Source organism: Dyadobacter sp. CY356 (assembly GCF_021440195.1).
In the GTDB taxonomy this organism is placed as follows: Bacteria; Bacteroidota; Bacteroidia; order Cytophagales; family Spirosomataceae; genus Dyadobacter.
Map to the genome: position 1 here is coordinate 41,717 of NZ_JAJTSZ010000001.1, position 22,458 is coordinate 64,174.

22 protein-coding genes and 1 pseudogene are annotated in these 22,458 nt (G+C 37.5%); 18 read left to right on the plus strand and 5 right to left on the minus strand.

Annotated features, from left to right (window positions below; all coding sequences use genetic code 11):
- Nucleotides 1-29 precede the first annotated feature (29 nt).
- The 8 genes and pseudogenes from LXL81_RS00175 (at nucleotide 30) to LXL81_RS00205 (ending at nucleotide 5,850) form a co-directional block, all read left to right on the plus strand.
- On the plus strand, nucleotides 30-875 hold the full coding sequence (locus tag LXL81_RS00175) for a glycoside hydrolase family 25 protein (RefSeq protein WP_234644682.1): 846 nt from the start codon (nucleotides 30-32) through the stop codon (nucleotides 873-875).
- A gap of 270 nt (nucleotides 876-1,145) precedes the next feature.
- Nucleotides 1,146-1,883 carry a type II CAAX prenyl endopeptidase Rce1 family protein gene (locus LXL81_RS00180; RefSeq protein ID WP_234644683.1) on the plus strand — a complete coding sequence of 246 codons (738 nt, stop codon included), beginning with the start codon at nucleotides 1,146-1,148 and terminating at the stop codon, nucleotides 1,881-1,883.
- A 1-nt stretch (nucleotide 1,884) separates the two neighbouring features.
- On the plus strand, nucleotides 1,885-2,439 hold the full coding sequence (locus tag LXL81_RS00185) for a CPBP family intramembrane glutamic endopeptidase (RefSeq protein WP_234644684.1): 555 nt from the start codon (nucleotides 1,885-1,887) through the stop codon (nucleotides 2,437-2,439).
- 12 nt (nucleotides 2,440-2,451) lie between these two features.
- Nucleotides 2,452-2,859: a hypothetical protein gene (locus LXL81_RS00190; protein ID WP_234644685.1), complete on the plus strand. Its 408-nt coding sequence runs from the start codon at nucleotides 2,452-2,454 to the stop codon at nucleotides 2,857-2,859.
- A gap of 189 nt (nucleotides 2,860-3,048) precedes the next feature.
- A pseudogene (locus LXL81_RS29210) lies at nucleotides 3,049-3,366 on the plus strand (carboxypeptidase-like regulatory domain-containing protein); the annotation flags it as partial.
- Nucleotides 3,367-3,600: 234 nt separating this feature from the next.
- Complete coding sequence (locus LXL81_RS00195) at nucleotides 3,601-4,980, plus strand: hypothetical protein (RefSeq protein WP_234644686.1); 1,380 nt, start codon at nucleotides 3,601-3,603, stop codon at nucleotides 4,978-4,980.
- A 152-nt stretch (nucleotides 4,981-5,132) separates the two neighbouring features.
- Nucleotides 5,133-5,396 carry a hypothetical protein gene (locus LXL81_RS00200; protein WP_234644687.1) on the plus strand — a complete coding sequence of 88 codons (264 nt, stop codon included), beginning with the start codon at nucleotides 5,133-5,135 and terminating at the stop codon, nucleotides 5,394-5,396.
- A gap of 49 nt (nucleotides 5,397-5,445) precedes the next feature.
- Nucleotides 5,446-5,850 (plus strand): hypothetical protein, encoded by a 405-nt coding sequence (locus tag LXL81_RS00205; RefSeq protein WP_234644688.1) that lies wholly within the window; start codon nucleotides 5,446-5,448, stop codon nucleotides 5,848-5,850.
- Between the two features lie 134 nt (nucleotides 5,851-5,984).
- Here the strand turns inward: LXL81_RS00205 and LXL81_RS00210 are convergent, their stop codons facing one another.
- Entirely contained in the window at nucleotides 5,985-6,767 is a 783-nt protein-coding gene (locus LXL81_RS00210) for a LytTR family DNA-binding domain-containing protein (RefSeq protein WP_234644689.1), read from the minus strand.
- Nucleotides 6,768-7,037: 270 nt separating this feature from the next.
- Between LXL81_RS00210 and LXL81_RS00215 the strand changes: the two genes are divergently transcribed.
- The 10 genes from LXL81_RS00215 (at nucleotide 7,038) to LXL81_RS00255 (ending at nucleotide 17,930) form a co-directional block, all read left to right on the plus strand.
- Nucleotides 7,038-7,370: an HTH domain-containing protein gene (locus LXL81_RS00215; RefSeq protein WP_234644690.1), complete on the plus strand. Its 333-nt coding sequence runs from the start codon at nucleotides 7,038-7,040 to the stop codon at nucleotides 7,368-7,370.
- A gap of 111 nt (nucleotides 7,371-7,481) precedes the next feature.
- Nucleotides 7,482-8,852, plus strand: a complete 1,371-nt coding sequence (locus tag LXL81_RS00220; RefSeq protein WP_234644691.1) for a glycosyltransferase — start codon at nucleotides 7,482-7,484, stop codon at nucleotides 8,850-8,852.
- Nucleotides 8,839-11,235 carry a vitamin K epoxide reductase family protein gene (locus tag LXL81_RS00225; RefSeq protein ID WP_234644692.1) on the plus strand — a complete coding sequence of 799 codons (2,397 nt, stop codon included), beginning with the start codon at nucleotides 8,839-8,841 and terminating at the stop codon, nucleotides 11,233-11,235. Before LXL81_RS00220 ends, LXL81_RS00225 begins: the two co-directional genes overlap by 14 nt.
- 280 nt (nucleotides 11,236-11,515) lie before the next feature.
- On the plus strand, nucleotides 11,516-11,863 hold the full coding sequence (locus tag LXL81_RS29215) for a type II CAAX prenyl endopeptidase Rce1 family protein (RefSeq protein ID WP_409013855.1): 348 nt from the start codon (nucleotides 11,516-11,518) through the stop codon (nucleotides 11,861-11,863).
- Nucleotides 11,864-12,041: 178 nt separating this feature from the next.
- Nucleotides 12,042-12,218 (plus strand): hypothetical protein, encoded by a 177-nt coding sequence (locus LXL81_RS00230; RefSeq protein ID WP_234644693.1) that lies wholly within the window; start codon nucleotides 12,042-12,044, stop codon nucleotides 12,216-12,218.
- Between the two features lie 202 nt (nucleotides 12,219-12,420).
- Nucleotides 12,421-12,597 (plus strand): hypothetical protein, encoded by a 177-nt coding sequence (locus LXL81_RS00235; protein WP_234644694.1) that lies wholly within the window; start codon nucleotides 12,421-12,423, stop codon nucleotides 12,595-12,597.
- 364 nt (nucleotides 12,598-12,961) lie between these two features.
- A complete protein-coding gene (locus LXL81_RS00240; RefSeq protein ID WP_234644695.1) occupies nucleotides 12,962-13,702 on the plus strand; it encodes a CPBP family intramembrane glutamic endopeptidase in 741 nt (246 codons plus the stop codon).
- A gap of 30 nt (nucleotides 13,703-13,732) precedes the next feature.
- A complete protein-coding gene (locus tag LXL81_RS00245) occupies nucleotides 13,733-15,946 on the plus strand; it encodes a peptidase domain-containing ABC transporter (RefSeq protein ID WP_234644696.1) in 2,214 nt (737 codons plus the stop codon).
- 12 nt (nucleotides 15,947-15,958) lie between these two features.
- Nucleotides 15,959-17,122: an HlyD family secretion protein gene (locus tag LXL81_RS00250; protein WP_234644697.1), complete on the plus strand. Its 1,164-nt coding sequence runs from the start codon at nucleotides 15,959-15,961 to the stop codon at nucleotides 17,120-17,122.
- 88 nt (nucleotides 17,123-17,210) lie between these two features.
- Nucleotides 17,211-17,930, plus strand: coding sequence for a hypothetical protein (locus tag LXL81_RS00255; protein WP_234644698.1), 720 nt, complete (start codon nucleotides 17,211-17,213; stop codon nucleotides 17,928-17,930).
- Nucleotides 17,931-17,998: 68 nt separating this feature from the next.
- Here the strand turns inward: LXL81_RS00255 and LXL81_RS00260 are convergent, their stop codons facing one another.
- The 4 genes from LXL81_RS00260 to LXL81_RS00275 form a co-directional block, all read right to left on the minus strand.
- Nucleotides 17,999-19,057, minus strand: coding sequence for an agmatine/peptidylarginine deiminase (locus LXL81_RS00260; protein ID WP_234644699.1), 1,059 nt, complete (start codon nucleotides 19,055-19,057; stop codon nucleotides 17,999-18,001).
- Nucleotides 19,058-19,245: 188 nt separating this feature from the next.
- Complete coding sequence (locus tag LXL81_RS00265) at nucleotides 19,246-19,842, minus strand: hypothetical protein (protein WP_234644700.1); 597 nt, start codon at nucleotides 19,840-19,842, stop codon at nucleotides 19,246-19,248.
- A gap of 13 nt (nucleotides 19,843-19,855) precedes the next feature.
- Complete coding sequence (locus tag LXL81_RS00270; protein ID WP_234644701.1) at nucleotides 19,856-20,950, minus strand: hypothetical protein; 1,095 nt, start codon at nucleotides 20,948-20,950, stop codon at nucleotides 19,856-19,858.
- A 149-nt stretch (nucleotides 20,951-21,099) separates the two neighbouring features.
- A complete protein-coding gene (locus LXL81_RS00275) occupies nucleotides 21,100-22,287 on the minus strand; it encodes a histidinol-phosphate transaminase (protein ID WP_234644702.1) in 1,188 nt (395 codons plus the stop codon).
- Nucleotides 22,288-22,458 lie beyond the last annotated feature (171 nt).

The window sequence follows — 22,458 nt, forward strand, 5'->3', positions numbered from 1 at the left end:
GTGGTTCGAAGTGCACTTGAATTACGATCATGCGGTTGAGCATTCCTTTCTTTTTGTACTTTTACGAGCGTATGGCAAAAAAGAAAATGCAAAGCACCATGGCTGGTAAGCCAGACTATTTGAAACCGCTGCCGTTGAAAGGCTGGTTGATCATAGCTGGTATTTTAGTGCTGATAGGCGGATTGCTGTGGTGGAATGATAAAAAAGATGAAAATCGCTGGACATATATTGCAAAATTTGGCATCAAACTTCCGCTGAAATATGCGTTGCACGGGATCGATGTGTCGCACCATAATGCACGTATTAACTGGGATAAACTAAAAAAATCGCGAACAGAAGAAGTTGGGATAGACTTTGTGTATATCAAAGCCACCGAGGGAGCCACGCACCTGGACAGGGAATTTCAGCGTAACTGGAAGGAAGCAAGACGTGTGGGAATGAAACGCGGCGCTTACCATTTTTACAATCCTCGCGTGATGTCCGACAGGCAGGTCGACAATTTTATCGGACAGGTACAATTGCTTCCTGGAGACCTTCCGCCCGTACTTGACCTGGAAACTGATGCCAAAAAACCTAATGATATTATCGTGAAAGGTGTTCGTAACTGGCTTGTGTTGATTGAAAAACACTACGGCGTTCGCCCGATCATTTATGTGAATGAACATTTCTACAAAAAATACATAGCCGGAAACTTCGACGATTACCCTCTCTGGCTCGCAGGTTATTCACGAAACCATATAGACGATCTGGCCTCAGATGCCCATGTGCTTTTCTGGCAGCATAGCGAGAAAGGCTGGGCGGATGGTATTCATGGTTTTGTTGATTATAATGTCTTCCTGCACGAGCCCGCAGATTGGGCTGGGTTAAGCGAATAGTTCTCTGCTTTCGTGTTAATCAATTTTCTTCATCGTCAATTTTTGTAAATGAATATCGTCGAATTTTATCGGTGATATTCCTGGTCGGACTTTGGTTATTTTATAAAATTCTTACTTTTCTGCTTACCGAATTTTTATATAGTCGTGATTGGAATATTATAATCAAACTTTGATTAAAGTAGTGTAGTACAGCTAGATACGTTTTCAGGGAGAGTTTTTACATTGCGTTGCGAATTTGTTAGGTACATTTTCGTCAGGTTAACTATACACATGATCAAAATTTTATTCAAATTCCTCCAAAATCCTTACTCATCGTTTGGCAAAGATCAAAGGGAAACGGTGACAGAAAAACTTGACTTTGTGAAGAGGGCAATACTTTTCTGCATAGGTTCTGCATTTGTAGCCTTAATACTCGTTGTATTTTTAATCGAAATGCCGATAAAATCTTTATTAAACATTTCAATTTTTGCAAATCTGTCACACAATAGACATGCATTTCGAGAATCTGTTGGCCCCACACGTGCAGTTTTAGATATCTGCCTGGCTGCACCTTTTTTTGAGGAAGGTGCTTTTCGATTTATATTAATTGCAAAATCACGCTGTCTGCAAATTATCTCTCTTTTGTTGATGCTGGATGCGATTACTTCATTTCACAGCTTTTTCATTTCTTCTCTTCAATACTATATTGTTGTGATGCCGGTTTTATTTATGCTTTTTTTCTATAATCTGTTCTTAATCAAAACTGGTGAGCAGGTATTGCAAAGGGGATTTTACAACTTTACCTGTTGGTTTTCTATTATAAGTTTTGGCCTTGTTCACATTGGAAATTTTACTCCCATAAACGGATCGCTAATCTTTTTATACCCTTTTTATGTCCTTCCTCAATTAATATATGGCGTTGTCCTAAGCTATGCGGCAATTAATTACAAATCCATCATTTTGCCTTTTCTGATTCATGCCGGAATAAATTCTTTGATGGAAGTTTTAAAAGTGCTAACGGGTAACTGATATGAAGCATTCTTACACACTATTTTTAAATTTCGTATCCTTTGTGAGAAATCCCAATTACCCGGATTACCTCACAATTACAGACAAGAAAAAACTGATTGATGTTGGATTATATATTGCTGTATTTGCTTTTATAGCCAGCGAATTATCGTGGTATCTCGTAAAGTTTGCCGAGAAACTAAAATGGTATAATCCGCTTATCGAGATTGATAATGGTCAACGGGTTCTGATTTTAGTTGTCTCAGCCGTGGCTATTGCGCCTTTTATAGAAGAAGCGATGTTCCGCTTTCCCCTTGGACTGGTCCGTGGCAAGTCGTGTTTCAAATGGGTTTATTACTTGTCAGCAGTTCTTTTCGGCTGGGCTCATATTTTCACCTATGCCTTTGATAGTAGTCATTATTTTTTTGTTCCACTTATCACCCTGCCACAAACTTTTGCAGGCTTTATACTAGGCTACGTCCGAATGATATATGGATTTTGGTATGGTGTATTACTACATGCCGTTTACAACGCACTTTGTCTATTCTGGATTTACATTATTGATTTTAACTTATAACATTTACACAAGATGCTATCTTTTTCTTATAAAAAAATTGGCTACTTATTTATTTCCCTCGCCCTCATGGCCTTGCTTTCTACGCTTATTCCGATCTTTTTCAACTTTACAATGGATACAAAATCTTCAAGTCTATTTGGCTGGTTTTTGTTGGGCGGACTTATCGTCGTTACTTTTTCAAAAGAGAAATATGAAACGAATGAAATTGAAACGCTAAGATTAAAATCATTTTTTAAAGGATTCTTTGCCTCTCTTGGGGGAATTGTGGCGGGCTCATTATCTAACTTACTGATTCCGGGAAAGGTAATTTCAATGGAAAGCACAATTAGCTATCTGGAAGACAACAGTATTTTGAAACTATGCACGCTTACCTTGATTTTGCACTTGATCTTGTTCCGGAAAGAGTTAAAAAAGCTTTGATTTTCTATTAATAAATCATATTAATTAGTTGAGAATGATTCAGTTAAATACAAAACAAAAAAAGGTCCTCTACAATATATCTTTAATGTTGCTGGGAGCATTAATCGGTCCGGTGGTAAGTAAGACTTATGTTATTGTTAAGGGTTTTATTATTTCCGTTTTTCAATAAGGGTAGAAAATGTGTTACATATGACTGCCAAAGTTAACTTATACATACTTTGCTTAATCTTGTTGTTTATTCAGCCAGCTGCTTCAATCGCGCAGACTTTTTACATAACAGGTAAAATCGTAAATGGTCTGGGAGAAGCAATTCCATTTGGATCAGTTAAAATCGAAGAGAATCATGGCGGCACCGTTGCAAATGAGAACGGGTATTTTAAGGTTATGGTAAAAGATACTCACGGCAGAACTCTCGTGTTTAGTGCGCTTGGTTACAAAACATATACAACAACGGTTGATGTTAATCAAAAACGTTTAAATATTACTCTTGAGCCTGATACCAGGCAACTGGATGGAATATTTATTTTTCCTGATAGCTCATTAAAAGCTTTGATCGGAAAGGCTTACAGGAAAATAAGGGATAATTATCCACTAAATGTTATTGAGCTGACAGGATTTTACCGGGCATATCAAAGGTCTGTTCCGGATAACAGATATTTATATTTTTCAGAATCGTCATTACGGATCCAGCAAAACGGGTATGAAAATCCTGGTGAAACTGCTCAGATTGAGGTGCTTAAATTGCATAATTTAAGATTCCCTTACCGCGATAGTGTTGATAATATCAGATATTATGGAGGGCCGTTTATTGCCGATTGGAATGATCCGGTGAGACAAAAGGCGGTATTTCTGAACCCTTCCTCATTTAATAAAAAATATAATTATCGGCTGGAGACTATGGTGCAACATAACTTTGGTAAAGATACTGCTTACGTTATACAGTTTAAGTCGACGGATAAGGAGCAAACCTTGCAGGGCCGATTTTGGATTGATAAAGAGACATCATCCTACATGAAAATTGAATGGAGCAATAATAATCCTCAAAATTTAAATCCCTTAGTTCCAAGTCGAAAAATCACAAAAAACTATTTGACCATTTATCAAAAGCTTGGAAATATCAGCTTAGTAAATTACACTTCATTAAAAACTAAAATATATAATTCTAAGACCAGGAAAGAAAGCAATTCGGTTTTAGAATTTATTACGACAGATTGTAATCTGATGGGTCATTTAGAGCCAATCCCTTTTAAAAAACGTCTCCAATATGGTGTGCCGATCTCTGAAATGGAAAATTACGGTAACACCGATTTTGAGGGTGATTATCAAAAGATCAAAAGCGACTCATTGTCATTCTACAAATCAGACAGCTCCATTATTTATAATAATGTAAAATCTATCGGTGAGAATTTAGAGCGTGTAAATTCACGTGTCAATTTCAGAGCTAAGATATTTCGCTTTACAAAAAACATAACCACAAGCTATGCCTTAACCGGAGCGCTTTACAAATCTAGGGGTGTAGATAATTTTTACCTGAATTACGTGAACCAGAAAAACCAAGATCCCCGGGAAGTGCCAGGACGATTCATTCCTGGTACTTTGTTAGGTATTGGCTACAAGCTGGCACCATTATCACATGTAAGTATTAGTTTTTTATACGCATTATCGAAGGCCAATCTTTACAAGTTGACTTCAATTAAGTATCAACGATTTTTTCTAATCAAAAAAATTGGAAACCCGTTATTTCTGACCGCTTCTGTCGGTATAACTGCTGGCAAAACAGGCTTTTCCTTAGGCAAACTTTCCTCCGAAATAGATATCGTTTTGGATGATGAAAGTTTGAAACGTGATACTAGAATTTATTTAGGTAATAAGCTTACCAGTGCGCAAACGGGTATTGGCTTTGAATACAGAAAGAGAAAGATTTCTTATTTTGCTGAAATTCAATACATGGGAACTATCCGGGAAAAGGACATTCTTCAATTTAAATCAAAAGGGAATTTTTTTAAATCCAAAATAATTGTTAGACATTATCCGATTAAAGAAATTGCTGTTAATCCGGTAAACTTATATAGAAGTATCTCGCCCGTCACCATGTCAACCGGCCTGCGTCTGGGGTTTTGAATCTTTGGCAAAAAACCGAGCATCGTTATCAAAATAAGGCTATTCAATAAACTTTTTTTAGGTACGATACCGCTCACTCAACCAAGTAATTTTACGCTCAAAACCGGAAACCCAACGCTCTACTTTTGATAAAATTTAAACTTTTATCAAAAATGAAAAACTACAAACTTGTTGCCATTTTATTATTGGCTTGTGCTATTACTTCCTGTAAAACAACTGCGGTTTTGACTGAAACCTTTGAAAGTGATGTGGTGGGCAGTTTGCCAATAAAGGATATTCCGGGCGATCCGGTTGGTGACGAGGTAATTTATGAAACCGTATTGAATCCAAGGCTTCGGATTACGACGTCAGCAAACAATGCAGGTGAAAAGGCGCTTACATTCTCTCAGGCCCCTGCCACGGGGCTTGATTTGTGAAATCAATTTATTGGTTTTCGAGGCATTCCTACGGACTTAATTCAGCCCTTTGTGGTTCTATTACGCAGGGACGATTGCAGGTTATGGAAGCGATCTGACGATGGATATATCTGACGGAACAAGCGTACTTATTTTCCGAATGATTATTACAAATAGCGGTGATGTTACGCTAATGAGAAGTTTGTCTGGTGAGATGGAATGGGTCGGTAATATTCCACCTGGCACAATCCATACGGCGGTTATCTCCTTAAATATGAACACGAAAAGATACAATCTCACGATCGCAAAAGCAGGAGGAAATATAATAGCAAAAGATAGGCCGATAGTGTTTAGTGATCTGCTGTATTATACTAATCCAGCACATCCTTCGATCAATTTCCAGTTTAATGAAAGTACTTTTGAAATGAGGAAATTTATTATTGAGTCAGTTAATATCAGCAGAAAGCAGCCATGAAACTTCCTGTTTGATGACCGAAAAAGCCTCATCTTGAATACATTATGGCAACTCGGGAGTTGGTTTCACCTTAAGGACTTATTATATATGAGAGAGAACTCCAGTTAAATCTGGGGTTTGAGAAGCTTAGATAATTATACTTGATTTTTCAGAATTTTCATTACCATTTCTCTATAGGTGATTCCAATATCCACTTTTTTCCCGTCAGTTGTAATGATTTTATTTCCCACGATTTCCCCGATGACGTTTTTACGCACAATAAAAAAACGACTTACACGTAAAAAGCGATCTTCCGGAAGCATTTCCTGGATTTTGCTCATGGTGTTATGTGTAACGATAGTCCTTAATGGAAGGTGTATCTTAATGTAGTCCTTCATTGCTTCAATCAACACTATTTCGTCAATCATGAGTCTTATCAATTTCTTATCTACTTTTATTAAAAGAAAATCATCACTGTTAGTTTGTTTTTTTATTGTTTGATCAAGGACTTTAACGGGTTTTTCAGGAATCAAAGGGTTGGGTGAATAAGTTTGGAACGCTTGCTCTGATTTTGGCATTTGTTCCGCTACTCTATTCACAGCCCGCATGAAGCGCTCAAAAGCAATAGGTTTAAGCAGATAATCGGTTACCTGATGTTCAAAGCCCTCCATGGCATATTGCTGATAAGCTGTTACCAATATAATCTGAGGTCGATGCCCTTGAAGGGTACGTATAAATTGGAACCCGTTCATTTCCGGCATTTCAACATCGAGAAATACCAGATCTGGCTTTCTGTCATGAATCTGAAAAAGAGCCTCCAAAGCATTATCAAATTCACCAGTTATTTCAAGAAATGACACTCTTGAAATAAATTTTTTGATGACATCACGTGCATGAGGCTCATCATCAATTATGAAGCACTGTATGTTTTTATTCATGAGTTAATTTAATCTGTTCAGCTACACTTTACCCATGCTTGATCGAATATGGAATTTAATCGGTCGAAGTTCTTTTTTTTGAAAATTTCAACGGACTTACTTTGAATACGTAAGTATTTTTAGAAGTCACTTATTACAGACATTCTCATAAAATCAGTATCAAGCTTTTCAGCTGGAAGGTCGTAGGTTAATGCTGTCTTGTGAAGGCTTATTAGTTTGGCTTTTGAAGCGAGGGCCAAAAAGGCATATTAAAGTTCAAATCATTAGCAAATGGTTAATAGCATCTATTTCATCAACCCAAAAAATATGATCCTGACAAAATATTTTGAACGCTTTGATCGCCTCCATGGTATGATCCGCAGAAAGGCAACAGGATCTCCCGCTGAATTGGCCGTAAAATTAGATTTATCAGAGAGAGCTGTATTTGAATACATAAGGGCTATGCGGGAAATGGGTGCACCTATTTCTTTTTGCCCTCATAGAAGGAGTTATTATTATGAGAGAGAAGTCCGGTTTGAGATGGGGTTTCGAGAGTTGAATGATGATGAAATAAGTAAAGTGGAAGGAGGGAATGTAAATGTGGTTTCAAAAATATTTTACTGAATTATTTTCACTGCAGAAATAGTGCATTAACATTTTTTAGGTTTATTCCTTCACCGTCAAAAGCAAGTGTCTTTTTGACGGTGAAGGAATTGTATTGCACTAATAGAAATAATGAAAAAAATATTACTTTTTTATCCGGCCAATATTCAAAGTCATGTAATTCCCGCGATGAACCTGGCGAGCCACCTGAAAAACGAGTACGAAATTTATGTGCTTGTAATGGAAGAAAAACTGGCCGATATCGTCCGTAGTTATGATTTTCATCCCATTATGATTAGTCCTTTTAAAGTAGGTATTGGTCAGGAAGCGGGTTATCTTAAAGAAAAAGGACGAAAATATACGCTTTGGCATATTCTTCTGGCTATGCACCAAAACGTACTTTTTCATGATAAAATCGATGAATTTGCATCAATACTAGGTCATCTCAAACCTGCCGCGGTGATTGTTGATATTTTTAACAGTACAGAGTTGTTCCCATTGCATGTTATCTTTCCACAGACTGCCCTGGTTTGTTTTAACCCCATGCTATCAACGTATAAAGTGGGCGGGTTTCCAACAGTTTCTGAACGATCCTGGTCGACCGCTAATACAAAAGATTACAAAATTCATCAAATGGGACAGGTTTTTCAGGGTTGGACTACCTGGATTGGTTCCTTGTTCAGATGGGTTTATGCTAATCAGTTAAAAAAGCTTTTAGTGCATTCTAAATTGGGAGAAAAAAACAGGATGACGAAAAACGCAACCTATACCATTTTATTTGATAATATTCCAGAGGTATTACTTGCTCCACTTGAACTGGAACTATCTCCGAAAATCAAATTACCACCCCAACATTACCTGGGACTTTGTTTGAATAAAGATCGTGTGGATCTGGGTGTAGATGAAGGTTTTAATGAATGGTTTCAGCGTTTGCTTTATAAAAAGAAGAAAGATGTTAAAATCATTTATTGCAGTTTCGGCACGTTCTATGTAGACTCGAATCCAATGATTTTGCAATTTCTGAACAATTTACTTACTGCTATTGCAAATCTTACCATCCCAGTTGAATTTATATTTTCTATTAAAACCCAGATTAAACAAACGTTGCTTTATCAGAGACAGCTGGCTCCGAATGTTCACTTTTTTGCAAAAGTGCCCCAGCTCCAAGTGCTGGAAAACGCTGATCTGCACATTACCCATGGAGGTTTGGGTTCTATTAAGGAGAGTATTTATTACGAAGTACCCATGCTTGTTTATCCCCTTGATCTGGTATATGACCAAAATGGCAATGGCCTTAAAGTTGAACACCATGGGCTGGGATTGCGGGGCGTGTTTAATCAGGATAAACCGCCGGCGATCACTGAAAAGATAATTAAGCTTTTGGAGGATAAAACATTCCATGAAACTATAGAAAAATTCAATCACGATATAGAAGTTAAATATGCGGGAAATTTTATTATACACACCATTGATAAACTGATCAGTCAACATGAATCCATTTGAACAAAATGCACTTGATGCATTATCCGAATTGCTTAGGTCGGCTAATGTAAAAATTACAAAACAGACCCTGAGAAAAGCACTTTTGAGGCATCCGCATTTTCCTAGTCTGGCTTCTTTAAAAGATGTACTTAACGAATGTAAAATCAAAACAATTGCGGCACGGGGCTCGATAGAAAAACTAGCAGGACTACCATTGCCTGCATTGGCTTTTTTTAATATTGATGGAGGTATTTTTGCCCCTGTCCGTAAGGTATCTGAAAGCCAGGTGGAATGGTACCATACACAAAAGGGATGGCAAAATGAAACCTTATATGAATTTGAACAAAAATGGAACGGAGCAATTTTGCTTATAGAACCAACTACTGATTCGAATGAGAAAAATTACAACAGTAAGCGAATACAAGAATTACTGACCAATTCACTTTTTCCTGTTATTACCATAGGAATTTTGGCATTTATAGGTCTTCTGTTTTGGAATCGGCATCCTCTGTATTCAAGTGCGGAGAGCTGGCGGGCAGGTTTGCTTATGCTTATAAAACTCGGGGGTGCCGGATTATCCGGATTACTGATGTGGCAGAGTATAAATCCTGCGGAACCGGTTATAAGAAAAAACACCAGCTTAATTGTTGAAAAGAGAAAAAATAACAGCCTGTTAAATTCAAAAGGGGCCAACTTGTTTAACTGGTTGAGCTGGGCAGAAACAGGAGTTGTATATTTCGTTGGCAGTATCTTAGGAATATGTATTGCAGCCATATTTAATGAGAAAATCATCGACCAGTTATTTTTACTCAACTTGATATCTCTGCCATTTACGTTTTACTTAATTTATTATCAGGCGGGAAAAGCAAAAAAATGGTGTCTGACGTGCTGCATCGTATTAGTATTATTTTGGTTTGAATTTGCAGTGTGGTATTACTTTTTTGGGAATTTTAACTTTTCAGACAGTATTAAGGCGTATTCACTTTTGGTTTCTTATCTGTTCATTGCTGCGTTGTATGCACTTATCAAGCCTGTCATAGCCTCGCAAAAGCAATGGTATGAAGTAATCCGGGAAATAAAACGAATGAAGTTCAATCCTGATTATGTTGGGAGTATCTTTAAAAATAGTGCTCAATTACCGCCAGTTTTTGAAAATATGAAAATTATCGGAATCGGAGATCCGGTTGCTAGACATATTATTACCTTAGTTTACAGTCCCAGCAATCCGGAATCAGCAGAGATACACAATGGGTTGTCGGAATTATTCCTGAAAAATAGTAACATTTACTGGCGAATAATTTTTCTTCCTCTAAATGAGAAGGATATTCAGTTTATACAGGCTATTTTGAATTGTCCGCAGGAAACCGCATTAGAAGGTTTAAACAAATGGTTTTTAAATATTGATCAATCTATTGGGAAGTGGAAGAATAATTTGGAGAATGGATCTGGATTATCTGAGGAAGAAATAAAAACACAGGTTTCTTTACAAGGTAACTGGTGTAATCTCGCTAGGATAACAGCAATACCGGCCATTTTTGTGGATGGAAAGCCAATACCGGTAGTTTATCAGACCTACGATATTCCTCTACTTTGTAATTCAAAAAATAATGAGATTAACCATGTTGCTGAGAAAATATCGCAATATCTGGAAAACAGCGAAATAACTGTTATTATGAATATCTGGAAACGTGATCATGTTAAGGAACAGCTTCTGGCATTATTCAACCAAACCTTGAAACCTTCAGAAATCTGGATAATACAATGTGGTGACTATGTACAGTTGGATGAAATAAAAAGACAATACCCATTCATAAAAATATTATCATCGACAATAAATTTAAAATATTTTGGCAGATTTTCTTTCGCTCAATATGTCAAATCAAAGTATATCTATATTTTAGACGATGACGTTATCCCCTCAATGAATTGGTTGCATAAGTGTAAAAATTTATGCGAAGAAAAAAATGCAATTATTTCAAGTGCTGGTCGAATTGTTCCTCGAAATGACTTTTACCCCGAAAAGTTAAGCAACGTTCCCAGTTATTTTATCGGAGATGTTAGCCACAATGTCCCTTATAATTATTGTGAATTAGAGACACAAGTAGATTTCGGATGTAATAGTTGGTTTTTTAAATCTAGATATCTCAAAGACTTTTGGCAACTGCCGCCGTATTCATTAGAAACTGGTGAGGACATTCACTTTTCGGCTGTTTGCAAAATTATTTCTGGTATCTCCACCATTGTTCCTGCACAGATTGATGAAGTACTAAATGGAAATTTAAAAAGGTGGTATGGCCATGATAATATTGCTTCATGGAAACAGTCTGATTTTTTACCTCAGAGAGCAGATATTTTACGAAATATGATTGAGGAAAATGGCTGGAAACCTTTATTATGGATTTGACCGAAATAATTAAAAGTCCAATTTACTTTCACAAGAAGAGACAATATTAGACTAATCAATGATCACTCATTTTAATTTTTTAATCAGGCATTGTATACAATTTGTTAGAGATCCGAATCATCCTGATTATGCAATTCCACCGACAAGACAGAAGCTATTGCATGTTTGTTTTTATTATTTGTTTATATCGTTCATAATAAGCGGAATTATTCTTTGGTATCCGGTCGAAATTGCTGAAAAAATAGGCTTGTTTGATGAATTAAAGGAAAAGACTTTGAAGATGAGCTTACTCGTTAAGGTATTTTTAGTCATTATTTTCGCTCCGCTAATGGAAGAATGTATGTTTCGACTTTTCTTAGGCTTTTATCGGAATAAGAATTATTTCAAATGGTTGTATTATGTATCAGCTGTATTTTTTGGCTGTATTCATATTTTTAATTATCAGTTTAATAGCTCACATTATATTTTTATTCCTTTTATAACAATAAGTCAAACTTTTGGAGGACTTATGTTGGGTTATGTTCGAATTATTTATGGTTTTTGGTACGGAGTTTTGTTGCATTCTTTATTCAATATCTTAGAATTTATTTGGCAATACATTGTTGATTATGATTTATTTAAATTGTAAAGTTAAATCATATTACTAGTTAAGTAATAAATTTTAAAAAAATTTTACCATAATATAGACACTGCAGTAATAGTTCAGTGAGAGGGTTTAGCTTTACAGGATCATTACTTGAATGCTGTTGGCCAACAAAATATAGTGATGGTCTTAGTAAATTTTTATTACTCTAAATTTAAAAACAATGAAACAATTAGAATTAAATAACTTCGGATTTGTGGAATTGAATTCGGATGAACTGATAGAACTAGAAGGAGGATTTTGGTGGATTGTAATACCTGCGGCAATGATACTTATGGATAATTGGGGGGATATTCGAGATGGGTTTAGCGATGGGATGAATGGAAAGTCCAGATACTGAACAATAATTTTATTTGTATTAAAAGTATATAAAAACGATAAATAATTAACTCATTACAATAAAATGAATATCACAGACCTATATCAACATGTTTCTAAAATAATTGTCGAAAATAGATGGAAAATATTCATTTTTAGCGCTTGTTATATATTTATGAAATACGCCCCTTATTTATATCGTCTAATATTTAAAAAATAATTATATGACAAACATAACCGAATTTTCAAATAATTTAACTGAATTGACAGATATTGAGTTGGAGGAGGTAACCGGTGGTGAATCTGGCTGGTATTGGGTTGCATACTATGCCGGTAGTGCATGGCGTAGTGTTACTAAAACTGGTGGAGAAAGTATTGGTGTATCGGGAGCAATGAATTGATAGATTAGAGGATGTAAACCCATCTGTGTCACCTCCAAATTTAATAATGGAGAAAAAAGGTAAATTAGTTTAGCTTCTGGATACAGTGGAAACAAACGAATCATTCGATATTTTCATATTGAATCGTCTGTCATATAAGGAAAGCCAGTATATGACAACAAACGATCATATACTGACTTTCCTTAAAATCAGTATTTTGAGGTCCTATGAGAAGGAGATTATTTTTAGATATATGATAATAAGATTATTTTTTTGAGATTTGTTATATTCCTTGGCTGGATCGATTACTTATTTACTAATTTATTTCAGCTGAATGTTTCCCCAAGTTATTAAATCATATCTTTCAGTAGCAATAAAACAACTTATGATTCAAGACATTGCTACATTCTACCGTAATCCATACGCCTGCTTCCAGGTTGGTGACAGAGAATCAATAAAGGAAAGAATGGTGGCCCTAAGAAAGACTTACTTTTTCAGCCTTTACGCTGCAGTTATGATCATATTGATCATTGTAATTGTTGACGGCGTATTGAAAAATACTTTAAACATCTCAATCTATGAAAACTTGCACAAGCTGAGAGATGAATTCCGTAAAGCAAACTCGCCCGTAGATAGTTTTCTTAAGGTGTGCCTGATAGGTCCTTTTGTTGAAGAGTCTATTTTTCGTTTGCCTCTTTTAACTAGGTCTCTTCTTTCGAGATGTACTATATTCTTTGTTTTTATTCTGTATTTTTTTTCGGAGCTTTTTCACTTGGAAATATCCTTTTGGCTTTATAATTCTATTCTGGTATTAATTTTTGGTGGTATTATAGTTTTTAACAGGAGTTCTGCAAAAATTTCCACACCTATTTTAGGGGCAAAAAATTATAATTATTTATGTTGGGGATTGACAGTAGCTTTTGCTTTGCTACATATAGCCAATTTTATTCCTTTAAATGGTACAGTTTTTTATTTATACCCCATTTACGTTCTTCCACAGTTCGTGTATGGTATTATATTTAGTTATCTGGCAATCAGATACAACTCAATCGTATGGTCATTCCTTTTACACGCAGCGATCAATTCAACTTCGGAGGTACATAAATTATTAACTGATGTCTTTTAAACGGGTTGACAAAATCAATCATTCTTAATCTTGACCACACGTACACGCATCAAACAGCATGACATTACAGACTGCGGAGCAGCCAGCCTCGCTTCTGTGGCTGCTCACTACAAATTACATCTTCCCATTGCCCGTATCCGCCAATTCGCAGGTACAGATCAAAAGGGCACAAATATGCTTGGTCTCATTGAGGCGGCTCAAAAAATGGGGTTTCAGGCAAAAGGGGTAAAAGGTGCTGTCGAAAGTCTTCCAAAAATTCCGTTACCCGCAATAGCCCATGTTATTATCAGGAAAAATTCACAGTTAACATCTGAAAATTCACAAGCAGGCTTACATCACTATGTTGTTCTTTATCAGGTAAATGACAAAAAAGTTACTTACATGAATCCGGGTGATGGTAAGTTCCATTCCAAAACCATGGAGGAGTTTAAACAATTGTGGACGGGTGTATTGATGATACTTTTGCCCTCAGAGGAATTTAAGACGGGCGATCAGCGGATCTCTGTTCTGCGCCGGTTTTGGGCATTGGTCAATCCGCACAAAAGCGTGATGATCCAGGCTTTATTAGGCGCGGCTGTTGCAACTTTGCTTGGGTTATCTACTTCCATTTATATCCAAAAAATAACAGATCATGTTTTGCCTTCTGGTAATATGAATTTGCTGCGTTTACTGAGCGTCGGTATGCTGTTCATTTTGTTGCTGCAAACAATTGTAGGCACCATAAAAACCGTTTTTGTTTTCAAAACCGGACAGCAAATAGATGCTCAGCTTATTTTAGGTTATTACAAACATTTGCTGACACTTCCGCAGCAATTCTTTGATACCATGCGGGTCGGAGAGATTATTTCCAGGGTTAATGATGCTGTTAAAATCCGCTCTTTTATTAATGAAACGGTCCTGGATCTGGTTGTTAATGTCTTTATCGTGCTGTTTTCATTTATGCTCATGTTTACATATTACTGGAAACTGGCACTGATTATGTTGGCCATCATTCCGTTTTATGTATTGTTTTATTGGTTATCCAATCGGGTGAACAAACGTCTGCAAAGGGAACTGATGGAAAACTCCGCGGAACTGGAAGCCCAGCTCGTAGAATCGCTCAATGCAGCGGCTACCATTAAGCGGTTTGGTATGGAAAGTTACGCCAATTATAAGACAGAAACACGGTTTATAAAGTTGATCCGGACTGTTTCCAGTTCTTTTATGGCCTCCTTGTCTGTCGGTACAGCAAGCGGCGTCGTATCCCAGGGTTTTACAATTGTTTTACTTTGGGTGGGCACTTCCTTTGTGATTAGCAATGAATTGACGGCCGGAGAGCTTTTTTCTTTTTACGCTTTAATCGGATATTTTACCGGGCCTGCGGGAAAATTGATCAGTGCAAACCGAACGATACAAGATGCATTGATTGCTGCCGACCGATTGTTTGAGATTATGGATCTTGAAAGGGAAAAGACAGAAAACAAAATTGAGCTTACCAGGGATATGATTGATGATATCCATTTAGAAAATGTTACTTTCAGATATGGAACCCGGGCAATTATTTTTGAAAACTTAAATCTCACGATAAAGAAAGGAAAAATTACCGCCATTGTTGGAGAAAGCGGTTCAGGAAAATCTACCCTTATTTCTTTGCTGCAAAATTTATATCCACTTAAAAATGGTCGTGTCAGAATTGGAGATTATGATATTCAACATCTTAGTAATGAGAGCTTGCGCAGATTGGTTAGTGTAGTTCCCCAGCAAATTCATTTATTCGGAGCAACTGTTCTGGAAAATGTAGCGTTGGGTGAATTTGAACCGGATGTAAAAAAGATACTGTACTATGCCAGAAAACTTGGTATTCATGAATTTATCGAAGAATTGCCCAATGGATATGCAACGGAGCTGACAGAAAACGGTAATAATCTGTCGGGAGGCCAAAGGCAAAGACTGGCTATTTTGAGGGCTTTGTACCGTGAGCCGGAGATCATCATTTTTGATGAGGCTACATCGTCTCTGGATACCATTTCGGAGCAGTATGTGCAGGAAACGATCAGATCGTTGTGCGCGCTTGGAAGAACCGTTGTGCTAATTGCTCATAGATTGTCTACAATCCGGGATGCGGATGAAATTATCGTTGTTCATAAAGGTAAGGTTATAGAACAGGGTACGCATGAAGAATTGCTCCTGCAAAACGGGCAATATCAGGTGTTGTGGAAACAGCAAGGCGTAATTTTAACAGAGTCTTCAAATCATTCAGTCTAATTTTCAGATTTCATGCAACAGCAATTTTTCCCCGCGGACGTTCTTGAAAACAGTTTAGAAAGTTATCTGCCGCGAGTCGCAGTTAAAAGCCAATGGATATATACGATTACGATTTTAGCAGTTATATTGACTTTATTTTCTCTTCCGTTTCTTTACATTGATATTTCCATACCTAGTAATGGTAATTTAAGAACGAAAAATGAAAAGACAGAGCTTCGGTCACTTGTAAATGGTGTCATACAAAATGCCTTTGTCAATGAAAACCAGTCGGTAAAAAAAGGAGAGATTTTGTATGAAATTAACTCACAGGAATTATCCGCGAAATCTCAATTAAATACAGATCAACAGGCTGAAAGAACTTCTTTTGTTGATGATCTTGAAAAGCTGGTTCGCCTTAATAAAGCATCTCTATATGATGATCATTCCTTCGGTACATCGCTCTACGCGCAACAGTTTTTCTCGTTCCAATCTAAAATGCAGGAAAACCTGTTTCATCAGCAAAAGATAAAAAAGGAACTCGATGCCGACCGGAAGCTATTTAAGGAAAAGGTAATTGCGATGCGGGAGTTTGATGCAAAAGAGTTTGAGCATACCCAGTTGGTTGCTCAATACGAATCAACTTTTCGCCAGCAAATGGGACAGTGGCAGTCTGACTTAACAAGCCACCATACGGCATTGCAGCAACTATTGTCAGAAGCAAAACAGTTGAAAGAGCAAAGCAAAAATTTTACGATTAAAGCTCCGGTTACAGGAACGATACAGCAGATTTCCGGCAAATATATTGGCAGTATTATTCAGGCGGGGGAAACACTGGGTACAATTTCACCTGATGATTCGGTACTGATTGCCGAATGTTATGTTTCACCCCAAAACATAGGTTTAATCAAAAAGGGACAACATGTTTTATTTAGAATAGATGCTTTCAATTACAATGAATGGGGTATGGTAAAAGGTAAAGTCACGGATATAGCGCATGATTTTATTGTAATCAATGATCTTCCGGTATTCAAAGTTAAATGTGAATTATTACAGAAAAAGGTTAGGCTAAAAAATGGTTATACAGTTTCACTCAGTAAAGGGTTAAGCTTTCATGCTGAATTTGTCGTAACCAGACGGAGTCTTTATCAGCTTATTTATGATAAAGCGGATGACTGGTTGAATCCTAAAAATGTATAATCTTACCGCTCACTCATCTACGTAATTCTACGCTTAAAACCAGAAAGCCACCTTGTTACTTTTGATAAAATTTAAACTTTTATCAAAAATGAAAAACTACAAACTTTTTGCCATTTTATTATTGGCCGGTGCTATAACTTCCTGTAAAACCACTGCGGTTTTGACTGAAACCTTTGAAAGTGATGTGGTGGGCAGTTTGCCGGTCATGAATATTTCCGGTGCTCCGGCAGGAGATGAAGTTGTATATGAGCCTGTATTGACTCCACGGCTTAAAGTAACAACATCAACAAATAGCGCAGGACAAAAGGCGTTGACTTTTTCTCAGGCTGCCGCAACCGGACTGACTGCGCACAACCAGTTCCTTTCCTTTCGTGGTATTTCTACCAATTTTACAAAGCCATTATGGTTTTCTTTTATCGGAACACTATCGGGTTCCGGCAGTGATCTTATGATAGATATTGCGGACGGATCGGCTGGTTTAATTGCAAGGATGTATTTCAGGAACAACGGAGATGTTGAACTGGAAAGGAGCCTGGCCGGAACACCAGCAGAATTGATAGGTAACATACCGCTGGGTACCATTCATACAATTGTTTTTACGCTCGATATGAATAAAAAATCATTCAATCTGACAATATTTAAATCGGTCGGTAATATTATTGTGAAAGATCATCCGCTGCTTCTGGAAAACCCTTTGGCTTATGCAAATCCTGCAAACCCTCAAATCAGTTTTAGATTTGATGAAGCTAATTATGATACCAGAAAATATGTGATTGAATCAGTAAGTATTAGCCGGAAACAGCCTTAATCAGCAGAATACCCGTTTTTAAAAATGTTTTGACATCAATAAAAACGGGTGTTCTGATTTATAAATATTTATACAGCTGGCTCTTGCTGGCTCAAACAGTGAAAACTTCCTTGTCCCCAGATTATTTCAGAAGCGTCCAGCGGGATAATTTTCCGGTCAGGCATTGCTTTTTCTAAAATGTCAATCGCAATCTGGTCGTTTGGATTATTGAAAACCGGGACGATTACGCCAGCATTACACATCAGGAAATTGACATAAGAACCCGGTGTCCGGAAGTTGTCGATGATAACTGCTTTTGGCATAGGTATTTCGATGATATTCAGTTGCTTTCCATTCAACAAACGCATCTCCTTCATCATTTTAAGATTCGTTTGAAGAATCTCATAATTTTCATCGTTTGGATCGTTTTCTACGGCAGCAATTACGGTGTCTTCTCTGATAAAACGGGTAGTATCATCAATGTGTCCGTCGGTATCGTCGCCTGCAATGCCGGCTTCAACCCATAAAACCTGATCGATTCCATAATAATCTGAAAGGAGTTTTTCGATCTGACCTTGATTAAGATGCGAATTTCGGTTTTGATTTAATAAACAGGATTTGCTGGTCAGCAAACTTCCGGCTCCGTTAAATTCTACCGAGCCGCCTTCCATGATGATTCCGGGCGTTACGGCCGGCAGATTTAAATATTCGGCAATGGCTAGTGGCGTACGGTTATCGTCGTCATAAGGCGGATATTTCCCTCCCCACGCATTATGCCCCCAGTCAACGATCATTTTTTCTTTTGTTTCCGGATTGATCAGAAAAGCAGGTCCATGGTCGCGGCACCAGGCGTCGTTGGTAGGTTTTATAATGAATTCAATTTTTGATAAATCAACCTGAATTTTATCCAGTTCGGCTATTATGAATTGTTTAAGATTTTCATCATTAGCTATAATTCCAACATTTTCTCCCTGGCTTATCGCCTTGATGAAAGCCAGATATTGCGGATACATTTTGGAAAGACGGTCGCCTTGCCAGGAAGCGTCATTGTGTGGAAATGTTAACCAGGTAGCGCGGTGTTGATGCCATTCGGCTGGAAAAGTAAATCCTGATGCTTTCGGAGTGGGCGACGAGTGAAATTCTGACACGGTATGGATGCTAAAAATTATTGAAGTATATCGTTTGACCACGCAAAGGTCGGAAAGGTTTTTTAAAAAAGACAGGCATAGTAAAGAAAGTAGGGTAGAAGGGGGATTGGAAAATGAAAAATCCAAAGACACCGCTTTAAAACAGGCTCTGGATTTTTTCTTCAAAACGTTGGTAAAGAAAATAGCTTTTACTTATCTGATACGATTACATTTTCGATTAAATAGGAGCCTTCTTCTGTGGTAAGGTTATAAGCTTTGTCCACTTTTCTGGCATTTGTTTGTACAACACCTACTTTCCAGCTGGAAACTTCCCCCGTTTCAGGTTCAACATGATATAGAATATCATTTTTGGAAAGCTGTTTCATCGCCTTGTTTCCTTTGTTGGTCTGTACCAGATGGTGCGGTGTTGCTTCCAGAAGAAGTGCCGGAATTAGTGGCCAGGTATCATTCCTGGATTTTTTTTCCTGTGCGGGGCGAAGGTAAACAGCTGTAAGGGCAGCATCGGGATTGTAAAACACCTCTACGCCTTTCACTTTTGTTGTAATACTTTTCCCTTTATGGCAGGTTCTGACTTTTTCTCCTACCTGTACAGCATGAATGGGTTTTAAGGTGCCATCTGCCATGGTGACACTTGCATTCGCGCAAAAATACTTATAACGCTTTTTCTCTTTTGACGAAGCCCCATCCCTCACTTCCGTTTTTTTGCTTTCAGTATTATTTGCTGCCTGCGCAATGGAGGCAAAAGATAAAAGGGAAAGGAACGGAATAATGATTCTTTTACGCATAAATGTAAGTAGATCAGGCTTTTGATACTCTGACAAAAACTTTACTGAATAAATTTGGCAATCCTCCCAGAGCAATCAGCACCACACCAGAAATGATCAGTGTTGATAAATGTGTGAATAAAGCACCGGTTGACAAAATACCCAGGATAAGAATTGTTGAAAATGGCAAAGAGAATGCAAGTAGTAATACTGCAAGTTCCATGTCAAAAGTCCTTTTTTCTTTGGAAAGTCCCATGGCATCTTCACGCAGGTTGAATGCAGATATATGCGCTAACGGCCAGAAACTTGCTGCACTCAATGGAATAACGATAGCAAGTAAAATCATGGATTGATCTGTCAGATTCAAAACATAGATCATTCCTGCGCTGATAAGCATCGTACTTCCGGCTCTGAAAAGCAGAATACTGGCTACAATACGTTTTTTACCTTCTTTCAACTGAACAGCCAAACCTATGAATAATAACACCAACGGCGTCATCATGGCACTCGTTTTATCAAAAATTTCTGTGATTACAAATGGAAGTGTTTTGTAATTAATTCCAAAACCAAGCAGGATAAGTGCCAGGATAATCAAGACATTGATTGGCTCCTGAAGCATATTGCCAAAAAGGCTTTTAAGTTTTCCGCCGAGTTTTGTTTCTGTGTCATGACTGTTTTTAAGGAACATATTCATGGCCAGAATATACAGGGAGATCAATACAAAAAACTTGTTTCCCACATCCGCAAGTGCGGCAATCGCCAGACTTTTTTCTCCAAGAAACTCTGCAATGAAGGGGAAACAGGATAATCCCGGAGCCAATGAAGGAATTAACATCATCAGGGTACGGCCTGTCGGACTGTTTTTTTCAATACCAAAAAGTGCAAAAGCAAGAGGTGCCGAGAAGAACATCAGGAAATTGAAGACCAATGTTACCAGCGGGATGATGATCATTGACGAATCAATGTCAATTTTCATTAAGGAGATAAAGATCGTTGATGGCAAAGCAACAGAAAGAATGATTTCTTTAATACCGTTGGTTTGATCCTTACTTTTGAATTTTCCTCTGAGCAAAAGTCCGAGGCCGATTAATAAAAGTAAGGTGATGGTTTTTTGTAAGGCATCACTCATAATAAATACTTTTTTATTGACTATGTACCTGACAAGAAAATGTCCGGTGAAATGAATAAAAATCAAAAAAAGATTGGCTGGTTTTTCGGGTTCTTATCCGGTTTGGATACACGTTCCGAAAAACCAGCCATCGTTCAGGTTTCAGCTGATTAGCTGATTGTACCAAGTGCGCTTACGAAAGTTTTCATTTCGTCCATAGTACCGATACTCACACGGCACCAAGGTTTGTTCTGAATATCAAATGCACGGATAGAAATATTTTTAGCAGCCATTTTGGACAGCAGATCTTTACCTGACATGTTTACAGGGAAGATTACGAAGTTGGTATAAGACGGGATGTATTTGTAGCCCATTTTATCCAGGTTCGCGTATAAATATGTCTTCGCCTCGTGGTTCAGTTTGCGGGTCATGCCCTGGAATTCATTATCATCCATAGCGGCAGAAGCGGCAGCAATAGAAGTGTAAGAAATCCCCATTCCACCACGGGTAATTTTTTCAATTTGTTTGATGAATGCTGGTTGAGCAGCCATGTAACCTACACGGATACCGGCCATTCCCATAATTTTCGAGAACGTACGCGCAACAATCACATTTTTATTTTTTGTAAGCAATGATACCATACTTTGCGTATCAGCACCAACAGCCAGCTCTATGTATGCCTCGTCAACGAAAATAGGTACTTTCTCAGAAACACGTGAACAGAAATCTAATAGATCCTTACCAGATGTAATAGCACCGGTAGGATTGTTTGGGTTGCATATGTAAACAAGTTTCGTATCCTTGTCAACAGCTGCTTCCATCGCTTTCAGGTCATGAGAATGGTCAGCTGTAACCGGAACCGCTTTCCATGTTGCACCAACAGATTTTGCAACCTGAATCAATGACATATAACACGGATCAGCAGAGACGATATTTCCACCATTCATGAAAAGTACCAACGCCACTTTTTCAAGAAGATCAGAAGAACCAGGTCCCATCATAATATAATCTGTGGAAACGCCTTCTTTTTTTGCAATTTTGTCAACAAGGTCAGACATTTCTTTCCATGCATAACGGTTTCCACCCGCTACTGAATCACAAACAGCTTTCTGAGCAGTTTTTGGTGGTCCGTATGGATTTTCGTTAGCACCAAGGCGTACCATTTTAGAAAGATCTGGTTTCTTATCAAGGAAATGCTCACGAACCATTGGGCTGCGGTAGATGCGGTTTTCCGGGTCAAGGGATAACGGCATATCTGAGAATGCGCCGCCGAAACTCAAATGAGGGGCTAGCGTCATACCTCCTATGGCCATTAAGCCTGACTTCAATAAATTGCGACGGTCGATTTTCTGATTCATTTTCCTGTAAAAGTTAAGTAATAGTAATTGGAGTGATTAATATGATAAATTTAACTAAACATTTTATAATTCCCTATTTTGCTGTTACAGAGGTTTATAGAAATTTAATTCTGCAAGTTCTTATGCAATGTGATATGAGGTACGCTTTTTAAAATCTTAGTTATACGCATC